Origin of the sequence: Micromonospora sp. C28SCA-DRY-2 (assembly GCF_030519475.1) — a bacterium.
In the GTDB taxonomy this organism is placed as follows: Bacteria; Actinomycetota; Actinomycetes; order Mycobacteriales; family Micromonosporaceae; genus Micromonospora.
In genome coordinates, this window is sequence record NZ_JAUMKD010000009.1 from 22,360 (window position 1) to 38,540 (window position 16,181).

Below are 16,181 nucleotides of genomic sequence, written 5' to 3' on the forward strand. Positions count from 1 at the left end.
GTCGGCCACCGGGAGACCGGACGGGCCGCGCCCACCCGGGGAAGCGGCAAACCACTCGATCGGTGGCGATCCGCCCGAACCAGGGTGGCGCAGTGACGGTGCGTCAGCCAACCCGTTACCGCGTGTCGCCACGCGTATCTGGCCGAACGGTGACGAACCATCGCCGGAACGGTCGGGCGGCGATTGGAGGGACACCGGGCGATCGGTGTAACGAACTGGGCGGCCCCGACGGTGCGGGGCGGGCGTACTGTGGGCCCGCTCACCCTTGATGCGAATATGGACCACGACGGCAACGCAGCCGCGACCTCCGCGCACCCTCGCGGCAGGCGCGGCGCGGCGCCGGCGCTCCCCGAACCGGGTTCGGCCTGAATCCGGCTCACGCCGCGCGGCAACCCCCACCGGGGCTAGGCGCGGCCGCCAGGAACCGGTCCGGCACCAGCCGGACGGGCGCACGAGTTGCGCGGCCGGGTGACCCCCCGGTGCCGACGCAGACATGACAGGGAGAGACGGATGGCAAAGGGCGACCCCGGGGTCACCACCCGCGGCCGGCGGGCCGCACCCCGGTCGAAGAAGGCCGGGGCCGGCAAGGCCGGTGACCCGGAACTGGTGCAGCTGCTCACCCCAGAGGGCGAGCGGATCGAGAGCGTGACCGGGCCGGACGGCACGGAGTACCGCGTCGACTTCACCGACGAGGAGTACCGCGGCCTCTACCGGGACCTGGTGCTGGTTCGCAAGCTGGACGCCGAGGCCACCGCCCTGCAGCGGCAGGGTGAGCTGGGCATCTGGGCGAGCCTGCTGGGTCAGGAGGCGGCCCAGGTCGGCTCCGGCCGGGCGCTGCGTACGCAGGACATGGCCTTCCCGACCTACCGCGAGCACGGCGTGCTCTACTGCCGGGGCATCGACCCGATCATGCCACTCGGCCTGTTCCGCGGCGTCGACCAGGGCGGCTGGGACCCGAACGAGTTCAAGTTCAACATGTACACGATCGTGATCGGGGCGCAGACCCTGCACGCGACCGGGTACGCCATGGGCATCGCCATGGACGGCAAGACCGGCACCGACGACGGCGAGGCGGTCATCGCCTACTTCGGCGACGGGGCGACCAGCCAGGGCGACGTGAACGAGTCGTTCGTCTGGGCCGGCGTGTTCAACGCGCCGATGGTCTTCTTCTGCCAGAACAACCAGTACGCGATCTCCGAGCCGCTGGAGCGGCAGACCCGGATCCCGCTCTACCAGCGGGCCGCCGGCTTCGGCTTCCCGGGCATCCGGGTGGACGGCAACGACGTGCTCGCCACGTACGCGGTCACCCGCCAGGCGCTGGACAACGCCCGGCACGGGCAGGGCCCGAGCCTGATCGAGGCGTACACCTACCGGATGGGGGCGCACACCACCTCCGACGACCCGACCCGGTACCGGATCGCCAGCGAGGTCGAGGCCTGGCAGGCCAAGGACCCGATCGCCCGGATGAAGGCGTTCCTGACCAAGCAGCAGCTGGCCGACGCGGACTTCTTCGCCGAGGTCGACGAGCAGGCCCGCCGCGAGTCGGTGCACCTGCGCGAGCGGGTGCTGGCCATGCCCAACCCGGAGCCGACCACCCTGTTCGACCACGTCTACCCCAACGGGTCGCCGCTGGTCGAGCAGCAGCGGGAGCAGTTCAGCAGGTACCTGGAGTCGTTCGAGGGGAGCGCGCACTGATGGCCACGGAGACGCTCACCCTCGGCAAGGCCCTTAACGTCGGCCTGCGCCGCGCCCTGGAGAACGACCCGAAGGTCGTCATCATGGGCGAGGACGTCGGCAAGCTCGGCGGCGTCTTCCGGATCACCGACGGGCTGCAGAAGGACTTCGGCGACCAGCGGGTGATCGACACCCCGCTCGCCGAGTCCGGCATCATCGGCACCGCGATCGGCCTCGCCATCCGCGGCTACCGGCCGGTCTGCGAGATCCAGTTCGACGGCTTCGTCTACCCGGCGTACGACCAGATCGTGTCGCAGGTGGCGAAGATGCACTACCGCTCGCGCGGCAAGCTGAAGATCCCGATGGTGATCCGGATCCCGTTCGGCGGCGGCATCGGCGCGGTCGAGCACCACTCGGAGTCGCCCGAGGCGTACTTCGCGCACACCGCCGGCCTGAAGGTCGTCTCCTGCGCCAACCCGCAGGACGCCTACGTGATGATCCAGCAGGCCATCGCCTCGGACGACCCGATCATCTTCCTGGAGCCGAAGCGGCGCTACTGGGAGAAGGGTCCGGTGGAGGTGGACGCGCCGCTGGCCGACGCGTACCCGCTGCACGCCGCCCGGGTCGCCCGGCCGGGCACGGACGTCACCGTGCTGGCGTACGGGCCGATGGTGCGCACCTGCCTGGACGCGGCGACCGCCGCCGCCGAGGACGGCCGGGAGCTGGAGGTCATCGACCTGCGCACGCTCTCCCCGCTCGACCTCGGTGTGGTGTACGAGTCGGTGAAGCGCACCGGTCGGGCCGTGGTGGTGCACGAGGCGCCGTCCAACGTCGGCCTCGGCGCGGAGCTGGCGGCCCGGATCACCGAGGAGTGCTTCTACTCCCTGGAGTCCCCGGTGCTGCGGGTGACCGGCTTCGACACCCCCTACCCGGCCGCCCGGGTGGAGGAGGAGTACCTGCCCGACCTCGACCGGGTGCTCGACGCCGTCGACCGCACCTACGGCTGGTGATCGGCATGTCCCGGATCAAGGAGTTCAACCTGCCCGACCTGGGCGAGGGTCTGACCGAGGGCGAGATCCTCAGCTGGCTGGTCGCGGTGGGCGACACCATCGAGCTGAACCAGCCGATCGTCGAGGTGGAGACGGCCAAGGCGGCCGTGGAGATCCCGGCGAAGTGGGCCGGCCGGGTGCAGGCGATCTTCCACCCGGAGGGCACCACGGTGGAGGTCGGCACCCCGATCATCGCGATCGACACCGACCCGAACGCCGGGCCGGTGGAGACGCCGGACACGCCGTCCGGCACCGCCGGTGGCGACGACCTGCCCACCCCGTCGGCGGCCTCGCTGGCCGCGGTCGAGGTGGCGCCCGCCGAGGGCATGGTCGAGCCGGGCCTGATCGGCGGTCCCGCCCCGGGCGGCCGCACCGCCGTGCTGGTCGGCTACGGCCCGCGTACCACCGCGGCGAAGCGCCGCCCGCGCAAGGGTGACGTCCCGGCGCAGGCCCGGCCGGCCGCGGCCGGCGCGGCGCCGGCGCGGCCGGAGCCGGCCGCGGCCCCGCCGGTCGAGGCCGCCCCGGCCGCCGACCGCAACGGCCACACCGGCGCGGGCGGGCTGGTGCTGGCCAAGCCGCCGGTGCGCAAGCTCGCCAAGGACCTGGGCGTCGACCTCGCCACGCTGACCGGCTCGGGCCCGCTGGGCTCGATCACCCGGGAGGACGTGCAGCGGGCGGCGGCCGGCGCCACGGCGGCGGCCGAGCCGGTCGCGGCGACGCGGCCGGCCACCGCGGCTGCGAGCTTCGGCGCGGACCGCGAGCAGCGCATCCCGGTCAAGGGGGTACGCAAGCTCACCGCCGAGAACATGGTCCGGTCGGCGTTCACCGCGCCGCACGTGACCGAGTTCCTGACCGTCGACATGACCCGGGCGATGAAGGCCCTGGACCGGCTGCGCAACCGGCCGGAGTGGCGGGACGTGCGCGTCTCCCCGCTGCTGCTGGTGGCCAAGGCGGTGCTGCTGGCGGTCAAGCGGCACCCGATGGTGAACTCCACCTGGTCCGGCGACGAGATCGTCGTCAAGGAGTACGTCAACCTGGGCATCGCGGCGGCCACCGAGCGCGGGCTGATCGTGCCGAACATCAAGGACGCCGGCCGGCTGTCCCTGCGGGATCTGGCCGACGCGCTGACCGACCTGGTGCAGACGGCCAAGGCTGGCCGCACCTCGCCGGCCGACATGTCCGGGGGCACCCTGACCATCACCAACGTCGGGGTGTTCGGGGTGGACACCGGCACGCCGATCCTGCCGCCGGGCGAGTCGGCGATCCTGGCCTTCGGCGCGGTCCGCGAGATGCCCTGGGTGCACAAGGGCAAGGTCCGCCCGCGCCAGGTCACCACGTTGGGGCTCTCCTTCGACCACCGGATCATCGACGGCGAGCTGGGCTCGAAGTTCCTGCGCGACATCGGGGACTTCCTCAGCGACCCGGAGGCGGCGCTGCTCGCCTGGACCTGACGGCTCGACATCCGGCCACGGCCGGTGTGCCCGGGGTGAACTCCCGGCACACCGGCCGTGTTCGTTTGGAGGACGAGAAACGTCGGTGAGATGACCCCTTCACCTTTGATTGTTCGGCAGGTGTCTCAGCTCACCTAATAATCGATGGAAGTTGCCCGCGTTCTGCGGTTCAATGGAGACATCGACGGGCTGACAACCGAATAGCCAGGAGGAGACACCACCATGAGCATGATCGAGCGAATCCGGAACCGCCGCGACGCCAACCGCCGGGCCCGTGCCATCGAGCACGCGCTGCGCTCGGCCAACTCGCCCGCGGTCCGCGACGAGATCCTCGCCATCGCCCAGCGTCACATGAGCTGACGCTCCACAACTTTCCTCACCTCCTCCAGATCGACGACCCGCCCGGTCCACCCGGGCGGGTCGTCGGCGTTTCACAGCCCTCGGCACCGGGATTCCACCTCGCCGCAGCGCCCGGTACGGTGGGGCTCGGTCGTCACCCGCCGACCCGGACCGGGTCGGGCCGATAGAAGCTGCTCGACACCATCCGGCGACGCGGAGTGACGACCGAGTGCTCCCCGGGCGCCCCCGGGCCGCCACCGGATACGGTGCGGGGAGCCGGCACGGCCGGTACCGCCGGCGACGCCGGCAGCCCTGCCGAGCAGACCGATCGGCACCGGCGGCCGACATGTGATGGAGGAGGCGCACGCATGACGTCCGAGGGCCCGCACCACCCCGGCCAGGAGCCGGACGAGGTGTCGCCGGGCGCCGGCGGACCGGCGCCGTACGGCGACCGACCGGCGCAGCAGCACACCGGCTACGGCGTGCCCACGCCCGACCTGGGCTGGGCGCCACCGCCCCCCGCGCAGCCGGGTCCACCCGCTCCGGCCTGGGCCGCGGCCCAGGACCAGCCGCCGCACGCCCGGGGCACGGCCACCCCGCCGCAGCCGGGCGAGCCGGGCGCGTGGAACCCGCCCGGCGACGGGCCACCGGCCTGGCTCGCCCAGGGCGAGCAGCCCGGCCAGCAGCCGTGGGCCGCCGGCGGCTCCGCCGAGCAGCCCGGCTGGGCGCAGGATGAGCAGTCGGCCCCGGCCTGGGCGCAGCAGCCCCCGGTCCGGGGCGCCGCCCAGGTGCCGTCCGCCGCCCCCGACGCCTGGCCCGCCCAGAACGGCGGCGCCACCGGCCCGGACCCGGCCACCTCGGGCCGCTGGAGCAACGAGCGGCCGGAGCAGTCCGGCGGTTGGGCCGCCGGGCAGCAGGACGACCCGCCGCGCCAGCCCGACTGGGCCGCCGGGCCGCAGCAGGACGACTCGGCCCGCTCCGGCGGCTGGGGTGCCGCCGCGCAGGACGAGCCGCCCGCCTGGGCGCCGGCCGAGCAGCCCGCCGCCCGGGGTGCCGCCCAGGTGCCGCAGGCCGCGCCGGCCTGGGGCGGCCAGGAGGAGCCGGCCGCCCCGGGTGGCTGGAACAACGAGCGGCCGGAGCAGTCCGGCGGTTGGGCCGCCGGGCAGCAGGACGACCCGCCGCGCCAGCCCGACTGGGCCGCCGGGCCGCAGCAGGACGACCCGGCCCGCTCCGGCGGCTGGGCCGCGCGGCAGGACGACCAGCCGCGGCAGGCCGACTGGGCCACCCCCGACGACCGGTCAGCGGTCGGCTGGGACGCCCCCGCCGAGCAGCGCCCGGGCGGCGCCTGGGGTGGACCGGCCGACGACCCGGCCCGTGACGAGCCCGGCGCCTGGGGCGCCACCGCCGCGCCGCAGCCGGCCGACCGGCCGGAGGAGAACGGTTGGACGCCGGCCGAGCCGGCCGCCGCGCCACCGGCCCGGGCCAGCGCGTCCGTGCCCGGCGACGGCGGCCCGCCGGCCTGGTCGCCGGCCGCCGGTGGCCAGTCGCCACAGTGGAACGGTGCCGAGCGCGCCCTCGCGGACGCGGAGCCCTGGGACGCCGCCGAGGCGTGGGGCCGCGCCGAGGCCGAGCCGGCCCGGGCCGACCACGACCGGGAGGCCGACCGGGCCGAGCAGGCCCCCATCTACCAGCCCGCTCCGGGGCCGGGCATCTCGCCGGCCAACGCGGTGCCGCTGCCCCCGCAGGAGCAGCGGGTGCCGGGCGCCAGCCTGGCCGCCGCGCCGCCGGCCGACTACACCCCGCCCGCCCAGTTCGCGCCGGAGCAGCCGGCGTACGCCGAGCAGTCCGCCCGCGAGGGTGGCGCGCCGGCGTACGAGCGGGAGCAGCCGGGCTGGGCGCCGGCCGGATCGCGGCACGACGAGCCGCAGTCCCCGGCCGGTCCGGTGGTGCCCGCCCCGCGTACCTCCCCGGAGGGCGCCGAGCCGGCCGCCGGCAGCGTCTCGGCGAGTGCCGCCGTGCCGCTGGCCAGCCGGGTGATGCCCCCGACCGACCAGGCGTTGCGACCGGCCGGCACGCCCGCGCCGCAGCCGCGGGTGTACGGGCGGCCGGCCCGCCCGGAGCCGGCGGACGAGCCCGAGCCGGCCGAGCAGGACCCGATGCGTGCCGAGCACGCCCCGCCGCGGTTCGACCCGGCGCCGGAGCCCCGCTTCGACGACCGCGCGCCCGGCGGGCCCAACGGCTTCGACGACCGGGCGGCAGCCGGCCCGAACGGCTTCGACGACCGCGCGCCGGGCGGGCCCAACGGCTTCGCCGGGGCCGCCCCGGTCGCGCCGGCCTCGCCGGCGCCGCCGCCGGCGTTCCCGCCGGGGGTGCCCTCCTTCGTCGACGCGCCGCAACAGAACCGGCCGGTCAACGGGGTGCGGCCGCACGCCGGCGACCGCCCGGCCGACCAGTTCGGCGGCCCGGCCGACCCCTTCGGCGGTCCGGCCGCCGGTGGCCCCGCCGTCGGCGGTGCTCCGGTGGGCGCTGCCGTGCCCGGTTACGGTCCCGCCCCCGACCCGGCTCCGGGCGGTGGCTTCCCGCCGCCGTTCCCGCCGCCGGCGCAGCACCCGACCGGCCCGGCCCCCTGGGAGCAGCAGCAGCCGGCGGAGCAGAACCGGTTCGACTCGTTCAAGCCGGAGGCGGAGCCGAAAACCGAGGCGCCCACCCCCAAGGTGCGCAACGGCCGGGTGCTCGCCGCCGTGCTGGTCGCCGCCGTGCTGATCCTGGCCGTGCCGCTGGGTCTGCTGATGCTGCTCGGCAAGGTCGGGGGCTCCGACACGCCGGCGTTCGACCCGGCGGTCGGGACCTGCGTCAAGAAGTCCGGCGACGGCGCCGCCGCCGCGGACTGCGGCGAGGCGGGCGCGTTCACCGTGGTCTCCAAGGTGGACGCCAAGGAGAAGTGCGCCGACCCGGCGCAGCCGCACGTGGTGCTCGCCGGTGAGGGACCCAACCGGGTGATCTGCCTGAAGCCGGCCGGGCAGTAACCGCACCAGACGACCGGCGGGGCCACGGGTGACCGTGGCCCCGCCGCCGTTGTCCGGCCCGCAGGAGAGCCGGCCGGGGCGGGGCGGATGTGACGGAGCCCGCCCCGGGGTACCGGCCGGAACGGCGGGTACCGTCCGGCAGACTGGCGACATGAGCGCACGAGTACGGGCACCGGAGCTGCGCGGCCGGGGCTGGCTGAACACCGGCGGTCGGGAGCTGAAGCTCGCCGACCTGCGCGGCAAGATCGTCGTCGCCGACTTCTGGACTTTCTGCTGCATCAACTGCCTGCACGTACTCGACGAGCTGCGGCCGCTGGAGGAGAAGTACGGCGACGTGCTCGTGGTGATCGGCGTGCACTCGCCGAAGTTCGAGCACGAGAAGGACGCGGCTGCCCTGGCCGCGGCCGTCGAGCGGTACGGGGTGCACCACCCGGTGCTCGACGACCCCGAGATGCACACGTGGCAGCAGTACGCGGCCCGGGCCTGGCCGACCCTGTCGGTGATCGACCCCGAGGGCTACGTGGTGGCCACCATGGCCGGCGAGGGGCACGCCGAGGGGCTGGCCCGGCTGATCGACGAGCTGATCGCCACCCACGAGGCCAAGGGCACCCTGCACCGGGGTGACGGCCCGTACGTGCCGCCGGCCGAGCCGGAGACCACGCTGCGGTTCCCGGGCAAGGCCGTGCTGCTGGAGAACGGCAACCTGCTGGTGTCGGACTCGGCCCGGCACTCGCTGGCCGAGCTGGCGCCGGACGGCGAGACGCTGGTCCGCCGGATCGGCTCGGGCAGCCGGGGCCGCGCCGACGGTCCGGCCGAGGCGGCCGGGTTCTCCGAGCCGCAGGGGCTCTGCCTGCTCCCCGCGCACGTCGCCGAGGTGGCCGGCTACGACCTGGTCGTCGCGGACACCGTCAACCACCTGCTGCGGGGCGTACGCCTGGCCACCGGCGAGGTGGTCACCGTGGCCGGCACCGGGCGGCAGTGGCGCTCCACCGTCGACGACCACGCGCACGACGCGCTCGCCGTCGACCTCTCCTCCCCCTGGGACCTGGCCTGGTACGACGACAAGGTGGTCATCGCGATGGCCGGGATCCACCAGCTCTGGTGGTTCGACCCGGTGAAGCGGACCGCCGGCATGTACGCGGGCACCACTGTCGAGGCGCTGCGCGACGGCCCGCTGGCGGACGCCTGGATGGCCCAGCCCTCCGGCCTGTCGGTCTCCGCCGACGGCACCCGGCTCTGGGTCGCCGACAGCGAGACCAGCGCGATCCGGTACGTCGAGGACGGGGTCATGGGCACCGCGGTCGGGCAGGGTCTCTTCGACTTCGGCCACGTCGACGGGCCGGCCGCGTCGGCGCTGCTCCAGCACCCGCTCGGGGTCTGCGCGCTGCCGGACGGCTCGGTGCTGATCGCCGACACCTACAACGGCGCGGTGCGCCGCTACGACCCGGCGGGCGACCAGGTCTCCACCGTCGCCGACGGGCTGGCCGAGCCGAGCGACCTGGTGCTCACCCCGGCCGGCGAGGTGCTGGTGGTGGAGTCCGCCGCGCACCGGCTCACCCGGCTGGCCCCGGGTGCGCTCTCCGCGGCCGGGGCGAGCACCGTGGCCGGCCCCCGGCACCGCGCCGAGCGGAAGCCGACCGACGTCGGGGCCGGCGAGCTGACGCTGGACGTCATCTTCACCCCGGCGCCAGGGCAGAAGCTGGACGAGACGTACGGCCCGTCCACCCGGCTGGTGGTCTCCGCGTCCCCGCCGGAGCTGCTGGTCGAGGGGGCGGGCACCGGCACCGAGCTGTCCCGCCGGCTGGTGGTCAACGGCGACGTCGCCGGCGGCGTGCTCCAGGTGACCGCCCAGGCGGCGACCTGCGACGCGGACGTCGAGCACGCGGCCTGCCACCTGACCCGGCAGGACTGGGGCGTGCCGGTGCGGGTGGTCGACGGCGGCGCGGCCCGGCTGCCGCTGGTGCTGCGCGGGCTGGACGCCTGAGGCGGTCCGCGCCGGCTACCCGGCGAACGGCGTGGGCGGGACGCCGGCGTCGATCAGTGCGGCGCGGACCAGCTCGGCGGCGGCCACCGCGCCGGGGCTGTCGCCGTGCAGGCAGATCGACTCCACCTGGCACGGGATCACGCTGCCGTCGACAGCGACCACTGTCCGCTCGGTGGCCATCCGGACGGCCCGGGCGGCCACCTCCTCCGGGTCGGTGACCAGCGCGCCGAACGCGGTGCGCGGCACCAGTTGCCCGTTGGGCAGGTAGCCCCGGTCGGCGAAGCCCTCGGCCACCACCCGCAGGCCGGCGCCGACCGCGAGCTGGGCGAGCACCGAGCCGGGCGCGCAGAGCACCGGCAGCTCGTGGTCGTACTCGCCGACGGCGGCGACCACCGCCGCGGCCTGGGACTCGTCGCGGGCCGCGGCGTGGTAGAGCGCGCCGTGCGGCTTGAGGTAGCGCACCCGGCCGCGGAACACCCGGCAGAACGCGTCCAGCGCGCCGAGCTGGTAGATGATCTCGTCGCGCAGCTCCGTGAAGGCGTACGCGATGTGCCGGCGGCCGAAACCGGCGAGGTCGCGGTAGCCGACCTGGGCGCCGATCGCGACGCCCCGCTGGATGGCGGCGGCGCAGACCCGGCGCATGGTGGGCGGGTCGCCGCCGTGGAAGCCGCAGGCGACGTTGGCGGAGGTGACCAGGTTCAGCAGCGCGTCGTCGTCACCGAGCCGCCAGATGCCGAAACCCTCGCCGAGGTCAGCGTTGAGGTCCATGAAATCTCACCGTAGTACCTGGCCGGGCCTGCGCGAGCGGGGTCACGTCGGCCACCACCCCGACGACCGGGTAGCCGCCGGTGGTCGGGTGGTCGGCGAGGAAGACCAGGGGTTGGCCGTCCGCCGGCACCTGCACCGCGCCGAGGACGAGCCCTTCGCTGGGCAGTTCCCTGGCCACCGCGCGGGGCAGCGGCGCGCCGGTCAGGCGCGCGCCGACCCGGTTGCTCAGCGGGCTCACCACGTACGCCGTACCGAGCAGCCGGTCCAGCGCGTCCGGGGTGAACCAGTCGTGCCGGGGGCCGAGCCGCAGTGCCAGCCACAGCTCGGCCGGGGCCGGCACGCCGACGGTCAGGTCGACCGGGGCGGGCGGGCCGGACGGGGTGCCCAGCGGCAGCCGGTCGCCGTCGCGCAGCGGTGCCGGGCCGAGCCCGGAGAGGGTGTCGGTGGACCGGCTGCCGAGCACCGGCTCGACGGCGACCCCGCCGGCGACCGCGAGCCAGTTGCGCAGCCCGTCGGGGGGCGGGGCGATCCGCAGCACCGCGCCCGCCGGCAGCGACAGCGGGCGGCCCACGTCGCCGGGGCGGCCGTCGACCCGGACGGCGGTGCCGGCGCCGGTCACCGCGACCGTGGTGGCCCGGGGAAACCGCAGCTCGCAGCCGGTCAGGGTGATCTCCAGGCCGGCCGCGGCCTCCGGGTTGCCGACCAGCCGGTTGGCCAGCCGCAGCGCCGCCGGGTCGAGCGCGCCGGAGCGGGGTACGCCGAGGTGCGCCCAGCCGGGCCGGCCCAGGTCCTGGACGGTGGTGAGCGCGCCGGCCCGGAGCACCTCGACGGTTGCCGGCCTCACCCGGCCACCAGGCGTACCTCGGTGCCGGGGGTGAGCCGGGCGGGCGGGTCGGCGTGCACGTCGAAGAGGGTCAGCTCGGTGCGCCCGACCAGCAGCCAGCCGCCCGGTGAGGCGCTCGGGTAGACGCCGGCGTACGGGCCGGCCAGGGCGACGGAGCCGGCCGGCACCCGGGGGCGCGGGCTGGGCAGCCGGGGCACGGCCAGCCCGGCCGGCAGCCCGGTCAGGTACGCGAACCCGGGCGCGAAGCCACAGAAGGCCACCCGGAACCGGGTCCGGCGCAGCCGCTGGACCACGGCCGGCACGTCGACGCCCCAGTGGCCGGCGACGGCGGGCAGGTCCTGCCCGTCGTACGTCACCGGGATCTCGACCGTGCCGGCGGGGGCCGTGGTGGCGGCCGGTCGCGGCGTCCAGCCGGCGATCCGGTGGGCGGTGGCGGTCGGGTCCGGCACGCCGTCGAGCAGGACGGTGGTGGCCGCCGGCACGATCTCGGCGGCGGTCAGCTCACCGCTTTCCCGGCGGCGCCACAGCTCGGCCCGCCACGCCTCGACCAGGTCGGCGACGCCCGGCCCGGCGGCGGCCTCCGGTACGGCGAAGTCGAGCAGCAGGGCGTGCGCCCCGACGGGTCGGATCCGCATCCGGCCATCCTCGCCGATCGGGCGCGGATCGGGGGAGGGTCCGCGGTCCCGCGGCGGGAGTGACCGGTCGCACTACCAACAAGTAACCTACGGTGCCGTAACCTATCTACGTGACCACCTCCGCTCCGCTTCGACTCAAGCCGGTCGACATCGGTAAACCCCGGATGCGCGGCTGGCTGCACACGTACGCGTTCTTCGTCGCCCTCGTCTGCGGGATCGTGCTCTGCTCGATCGCCGCCACCCGGCCCGGCTGGGCGCCGCTGGTGAGCTGCCTCGTCTACAGCCTGACGGTCTGCGGGCTCTTCGGCACCAGCGCCCTCTACCACCGTCGAGTGTGGTCGGAGCGCGGCTACCAGATCATGCGCCGGATGGACCACTCGATGATCTTCGTGTTCATCGCCGGCACCTACACGCCGTTCTGCGTCCTGCTGCTGAACTTCCGACCAGCGGTGATCATGCTGTCGCTGGTCTGGGGCGGCGCCCTGGCCGGGGTGGCGCTCAAGCTGGTCTGGCCGCACGCGCCCCGCTGGGTCTCCGCGCCGCTCTACCTGGCGCTGGGCTGGGTGGCGGTCGCCATGCTGCCGGACATCCTGCACTCCGGCGGGGTGGCCGCGCTGGTGCTGCTGATCGTCGGCGGGGCCGTCTACAGCGTCGGCGCCGTCTTCTACGCGCTGCGCCGGCCCAATCCGTGGCCCAACGTCTTCGGCCACCACGAGTTCTTCCACGCCTGCACGCTGGTCGCCGCGCTCTGCCACCACATCGCCATCTACTTCGCGCTCTTCGCCTGACCGACGCGCGCCGGGGGCCCCGAGGCGTCGCGGAGCCCCCGGAAGCAGCGGTCGACGTCAGACGGTACGGCCCGGCCGGCGCACCTCGCGGTACTCCTGCACGACCCGGTCGTCCTGCACCGGCACGACCCGCTCGGCGACCACGCGGTCGTCGCGGGCGGGGCTGGCCACCACCGTGCGCCGCCGGGAGTTCCAGAAGTAGAGGGTGACGAGCAGGCCGGCGACCCCGGCGAGCATCAGCACCCAGCCGACGACGCTCAGGTCGAGCCAGCCCAGATCCGCCTGCACGGCGAACGCGAAGATCGCACCCAGTGCGATCAGGAAGATACTGCCACCAATGCCCATCTCGGCGCCTCCTCGGCTGTAGCTGGCGTTTCCCTCCGCCGCGGCCATCGGTGAGGTTGCGGCATCCATCGACTTACCCCGGCGCTGTGATCGCCAATCGGGCAAGCTGAGGACATGACGGACGCGTACGCCGAGGAACGGACGCTGGTGTTGCTCCGGCACTCCAAGGCCGAGCCTCCCGACGACGGGCCGGACGTTGATCGGGGCCTGTCCGCACGCGGGGAGGCCGACGCCGCCGCGGCCGGCGCCTGGCTGGCCCGGCACGACCTGCTGCCCGACGTGGTGATCTGTTCGGCCGCCCGGCGCACCCGGCAGACCTGGCACCGGGTGGCGATGGGAATGACCGGTACGCCGCCGGAGGGCGGCCCGGCCGGTCCCGCCCCGGCGGTGCACTACGAGGCCGACGCCTACGAGGCGCAGCCGGAAGACCTGCTGGCCCTGGTCCGGCGGATCGACCCGGCCGCCCGGACGGTGCTGCTGGTCGCCCACAACCCGGGTATCTCGCTCTTCTCCGCGCTGCTCGACCCGGAGCGGGCGGACCCGGACGGCCTGCGCACCAGCGACGTGGTGGTACACCGCACCGGGGTGACGTGGGCGGAACTGGGCCGGGGGCGGGCCGAGATCACCGACCGGCACATCGCCCGCGGCTGAGCCGGCCGGCCGGTGGACGTGGCCGAGCCACCCGCCCGGTGCTCGGCGGGTGGCTCGCAGCCGCTGGTGTCGCGGCGGTCAAGGGAGCCGTCGGGCGGTGGCCGCCCGGCTCACGAGGGCGGCGCGGTCGGCGGCGGCGGATCCGGTGGGGGCGGCATCATCGCGGTCGGATGCGACAGCCGGTTCTCCTCCACGATCAGCGTCCGCGCCCGCTTCCGGCGGTCCTGCCAGAACCAGAGCGTGGTGAGCAGTACGGCCAGCCCGGCCAGGATGAACACCCAGCCGACCGCGCGCAGGTCGACCCACCAGACGTTGGCCCGGATGGCGAAGGTCAGGATCGCGCCGATGGCGATGAGAAAGATCCCGCTACCAATGCCCATGTGCGCTGCACTCCCCCGTGCGGTGGCTCTGGGCGTGCTCTGACGTGGTCGCGCGACGGTTACCCGCCACGCCGAGGGGCTACCCGGCCGGCCCGGCCGAATCCGCCGACTTCCCGGCGGCGGGCGGTCGCACGCGGTATGGCCGAGCCCGGGGCGATCCGGACGGCAGGGACCGCACGGCGGTATCCGGGCGCACCCGGTGCGCCGCCGACCGCGATCGGGCACCGGTCCCGCGGACACGCCGACGGCCGGCGGGCTGCTGCCCGCCGGCCGTCGGTACCAGGTCGGTGCCGGGTCACCCCGGCTCGGCCGCCGCGCCGGGGCGCGGTACGGCCTACCTCAGAAGGCCTCCTCCGGGAGGTCCATGATCTCCAGGTCGGCGCCCTCGATGATCCGCCGGTCGGCGCCGATGCGGGGCAGCACCTCGCGGGCGAAGAACCGGGCGGCGGCCACCTTGCCGGTGTAGAACGCCTTGTCGGCGGCGGACACCTCGCCGTTCAGGGCGCTCAGCGCCACGTCGGCCTGCCGCTGGAGCAGCCAGCCGACCACCAGGTCGCCGATCGCCAGCAGGAACCGGCGGCTGCTCAGGCCGACCTTGTAGAGGGCCCGGGGGTCACCGCCCTGCGCCTCGCCCAGCCAGCCGGTCATCACGCCGAGGATGTTCTGCACCTCGGCGAGCGCCTTACCCAGCGCCTGCCGCTCCTCCTTGAGCTGGCCGTTGCCGCCCTCGGTGGTGATGAACTCCTGGATCTCGGCGGCCACCGCCATCAGCGCCTTGCCGTTGTCCCGGACGATCTTCCGGAAGATCAGGTCGAGACTCTGGATCGCCGTGGTGCCCTCGTACAGGGTGTCGATCTTGGCGTCCCGGACGTACTGCTCCAGCGGGTAGTCCTGGAGGAAGCCGGAGCCGCCGAACGTCTGCAGCGCCTCGTGGCCGAGCAGCTCGTACGCCCGCTCCGAGCCGACGCCCTTGACCAGCGGCAGCAGCAGGTCGTTGACCCGCTTGGCGAGCTTGGTGGCCTTCTCGTCGCCGGCCGCCTCGGCGATGGCGACCTTGTCCTGCCAGGACGCGGTGTAGAGCACCAGCGCGCGCAGACCCTCGGCGTACGACTTCTGCAGCAGCAGCGAGCGGCGCACGTCCGGGTGGTGGGTGATGGTCACCCGGGGCGCGGTCTTGTCGGCCTGCTGGATCAGGTCGGCGCCCTGCACGCGGTTCTTGGCGTACTCCAGCGCGTTCAGGTAGCCGGTGGAGAGGGTGGCGATCGCCTTGGTGCCGACCATCATCCGGGCGTACTCGATGATCATGAACATCTGCCGGATGCCGTCGTGCTTGTCGCCCAGCAGCCAGCCCTTGGCCGGCACGCCGTGCTCGCCGAAGGTCATCTCGCAGGTGTTCGAGACCTTGATGCCCATCTTGTGCTCGACGTTGGTGGCGAAGACGCCGTTGCGCTCGCCCAGCTCGCCGGTCTCCTCGTCGAAGTGGTACTTCGGCACGACGAACAGGGACAGGCCCTTGGTGCCCGGGCCGCCCACGCCCTCCACGCCGACCGGCCGGGCCAGCACGTAGTGGACGATGTTGTCGCTCAGGTCGTGCTCGCCCGAGGTGATGAAGCGCTTGACGCCCTCGATGTGCCAGGAGCCGTCCGGCTGCGGGATGGCGCGGGTGCGGCCGGCGCCCACGTCCGAGCCGGCGTCCGGCTCGGTGAGCACCATGGTGGAGCCCCACTGCTTGTCGATGAAGAGCTTGGCCCACTTCTTCTGCCGCTCGGTGCCCTCGACGTGCAGCACGTGCGCGAAGGACGGGCCGGAGGCGTACATCCAGACCGGGGCGTTCGAGCCGAGGACCAGCTCGGCGAGCGCCCACCACAGAGCCCGCGGGGCGTTGGTGCCGTCCAGCTCCGGCGGGAGGTCGAGCCGCCAGAACTCCGACTCCATGAACGCGCGGTACGACTTCTTGAACGACTCCGGCAGCGGCGCGGTGTGCGTGGCCGGGTCGAAGACCGGCGGGTTGCGGTCGCTGTCCGAGTAGCTGGCGGCCAGGTCCTCGCGAGCGAGGCGGTCGACCTCGGCGAGGATGCTGCGCGCGGTGTCGATGTCGAGATCCGAGTACGGCTCCTGGCCGAACGCCCGGTCCGCCCCGAAGACCTCGAAGAGGTTGAACTCGAGGTCCCGAAGGTTGCTCTTGTAGTGGGTCATGCTCGCTGGCCCCGCTTCCGGACAGGTGTTACCGATCAGTAACCCAGACTG

At 74.6% G+C, this 16,181-nt stretch carries 14 protein-coding genes; 8 read left to right on the forward strand and 6 right to left on the reverse strand.

Going from position 1 to position 16,181, the window contains the following annotated elements:
* Positions 1-510: 510 nt before the first annotated feature.
* The 6 genes from pdhA to Q3W71_RS27410 all read left to right on the forward strand — a co-directional run bounded on the left by pdhA (position 511) and on the right by Q3W71_RS27410 (position 9,523).
* Positions 511-1,695, forward strand: a complete 1,185-nt coding sequence (pdhA, locus tag Q3W71_RS27385) for a pyruvate dehydrogenase (acetyl-transferring) E1 component subunit alpha (RefSeq protein WP_302922361.1) — start codon at positions 511-513, stop codon at positions 1,693-1,695.
* Entirely contained in the window at positions 1,695-2,684 is a 990-nt protein-coding gene (locus tag Q3W71_RS27390) for an alpha-ketoacid dehydrogenase subunit beta (RefSeq protein WP_302922362.1), read from the forward strand. The genes pdhA and Q3W71_RS27390 overlap by 1 nt, the downstream gene beginning before the upstream one ends.
* Positions 2,685-2,689: 5 nt before the next feature.
* Positions 2,690-4,174, forward strand: coding sequence for a dihydrolipoamide acetyltransferase family protein (locus Q3W71_RS27395; protein ID WP_302922363.1), 1,485 nt, complete (start codon positions 2,690-2,692; stop codon positions 4,172-4,174).
* Positions 4,175-4,396: 222 nt separating this feature from the next.
* Complete coding sequence (locus tag Q3W71_RS27400; protein ID WP_167180486.1) at positions 4,397-4,534, forward strand: hypothetical protein; 138 nt, start codon at positions 4,397-4,399, stop codon at positions 4,532-4,534.
* A 347-nt stretch (positions 4,535-4,881) separates the two neighbouring features.
* Complete coding sequence (locus tag Q3W71_RS27405; RefSeq protein WP_302922364.1) at positions 4,882-7,539, forward strand: hypothetical protein; 2,658 nt, start codon at positions 4,882-4,884, stop codon at positions 7,537-7,539.
* A 151-nt stretch (positions 7,540-7,690) separates the two neighbouring features.
* Entirely contained in the window at positions 7,691-9,523 is a 1,833-nt protein-coding gene (locus Q3W71_RS27410; RefSeq protein WP_302922365.1) for an NHL domain-containing thioredoxin family protein, read from the forward strand.
* Positions 9,524-9,538: 15 nt separating this feature from the next.
* Here Q3W71_RS27410 and Q3W71_RS27415 read toward each other — a convergent pair whose 3' ends face one another.
* Genes Q3W71_RS27415 through Q3W71_RS27425 form a run of 3 tightly spaced genes read right to left on the reverse strand, consistent with a single transcriptional unit; the run spans position 9,539 to position 11,770 of the window.
* Positions 9,539-10,291 (reverse strand): LamB/YcsF family protein, encoded by a 753-nt coding sequence (locus Q3W71_RS27415; RefSeq protein ID WP_302922366.1) that lies wholly within the window; start codon positions 10,289-10,291, stop codon positions 9,539-9,541.
* Complete coding sequence (locus Q3W71_RS27420; protein ID WP_368051246.1) at positions 10,275-11,135, reverse strand: biotin-dependent carboxyltransferase family protein; 861 nt, start codon at positions 11,133-11,135, stop codon at positions 10,275-10,277. The genes Q3W71_RS27415 and Q3W71_RS27420 overlap by 17 nt, the downstream gene beginning before the upstream one ends.
* Positions 11,132-11,770, reverse strand: a complete 639-nt coding sequence (locus Q3W71_RS27425) for an allophanate hydrolase subunit 1 (RefSeq protein ID WP_302922367.1) — start codon at positions 11,768-11,770, stop codon at positions 11,132-11,134. The genes Q3W71_RS27420 and Q3W71_RS27425 overlap by 4 nt, the downstream gene beginning before the upstream one ends.
* 110 nt (positions 11,771-11,880) lie before the next feature.
* Between Q3W71_RS27425 and Q3W71_RS27430 the strand changes: the two genes are divergently transcribed.
* A complete protein-coding gene (locus Q3W71_RS27430; RefSeq protein ID WP_302922368.1) occupies positions 11,881-12,558 on the forward strand; it encodes a hemolysin III family protein in 678 nt (225 codons plus the stop codon).
* 57 nt (positions 12,559-12,615) lie between these two features.
* Here Q3W71_RS27430 and Q3W71_RS27435 read toward each other — a convergent pair whose 3' ends face one another.
* Positions 12,616-12,903 (reverse strand): DUF6458 family protein, encoded by a 288-nt coding sequence (locus tag Q3W71_RS27435; protein WP_302922369.1) that lies wholly within the window; start codon positions 12,901-12,903, stop codon positions 12,616-12,618.
* Positions 12,904-13,017: 114 nt separating this feature from the next.
* On the opposite strand from Q3W71_RS27435, the gene Q3W71_RS27440 reads away from it, so the two are divergent.
* Positions 13,018-13,554: a histidine phosphatase family protein gene (locus Q3W71_RS27440; RefSeq protein WP_302922370.1), complete on the forward strand. Its 537-nt coding sequence runs from the start codon at positions 13,018-13,020 to the stop codon at positions 13,552-13,554.
* Positions 13,555-13,664: 110 nt separating this feature from the next.
* On the opposite strand, the gene Q3W71_RS27445 is transcribed toward Q3W71_RS27440, so the two are convergent.
* A complete protein-coding gene (locus tag Q3W71_RS27445; RefSeq protein ID WP_043961115.1) occupies positions 13,665-13,934 on the reverse strand; it encodes a DUF6458 family protein in 270 nt (89 codons plus the stop codon).
* A 339-nt stretch (positions 13,935-14,273) separates the two neighbouring features.
* Positions 14,274-16,130, reverse strand: coding sequence for an acyl-CoA dehydrogenase (locus tag Q3W71_RS27450; RefSeq protein ID WP_302922371.1), 1,857 nt, complete (start codon positions 16,128-16,130; stop codon positions 14,274-14,276).
* Positions 16,131-16,181: the final 51 nt, after the last annotated feature.

What these genes read in the sequence shown, in the direction of transcription:
- pdhA (WP_302922361.1), top strand. Translation starts at nt 511, where the DNA reads ATGGCAAAGGGCGACCCCGGGGTCACCACCCGCGGCCGGCGGGCCGCA.
- Q3W71_RS27390 (WP_302922362.1), top strand. Translation starts at nt 1,695, where the DNA reads ATGGCCACGGAGACGCTCACCCTCGGCAAGGCCCTTAACGTCGGCCTG.
- Q3W71_RS27395 (WP_302922363.1), top strand. Translation starts at nt 2,690, where the DNA reads ATGTCCCGGATCAAGGAGTTCAACCTGCCCGACCTGGGCGAGGGTCTG.
- Q3W71_RS27400 (WP_167180486.1), top strand. Translation starts at nt 4,397, where the DNA reads ATGAGCATGATCGAGCGAATCCGGAACCGCCGCGACGCCAACCGCCGG.
- Q3W71_RS27405 (WP_302922364.1), top strand. Translation starts at nt 4,882, where the DNA reads ATGACGTCCGAGGGCCCGCACCACCCCGGCCAGGAGCCGGACGAGGTG.
- Q3W71_RS27410 (WP_302922365.1), top strand. Translation starts at nt 7,691, where the DNA reads ATGAGCGCACGAGTACGGGCACCGGAGCTGCGCGGCCGGGGCTGGCTG.
- Q3W71_RS27415 (WP_302922366.1), bottom strand. Translation starts at nt 10,291, where the DNA reads ATGGACCTCAACGCTGACCTCGGCGAGGGTTTCGGCATCTGGCGGCTC.
- Q3W71_RS27425 (WP_302922367.1), bottom strand. Translation starts at nt 11,770, where the DNA reads ATGCGGATCCGACCCGTCGGGGCGCACGCCCTGCTGCTCGACTTCGCC.
- Q3W71_RS27435 (WP_302922369.1), bottom strand. Translation starts at nt 12,903, where the DNA reads ATGGGCATTGGTGGCAGTATCTTCCTGATCGCACTGGGTGCGATCTTC.
- Q3W71_RS27440 (WP_302922370.1), top strand. Translation starts at nt 13,018, where the DNA reads ATGACGGACGCGTACGCCGAGGAACGGACGCTGGTGTTGCTCCGGCAC.
- Q3W71_RS27445 (WP_043961115.1), bottom strand. Translation starts at nt 13,934, where the DNA reads ATGGGCATTGGTAGCGGGATCTTTCTCATCGCCATCGGCGCGATCCTG.
- Q3W71_RS27450 (WP_302922371.1), bottom strand. Translation starts at nt 16,130, where the DNA reads ATGACCCACTACAAGAGCAACCTTCGGGACCTCGAGTTCAACCTCTTC.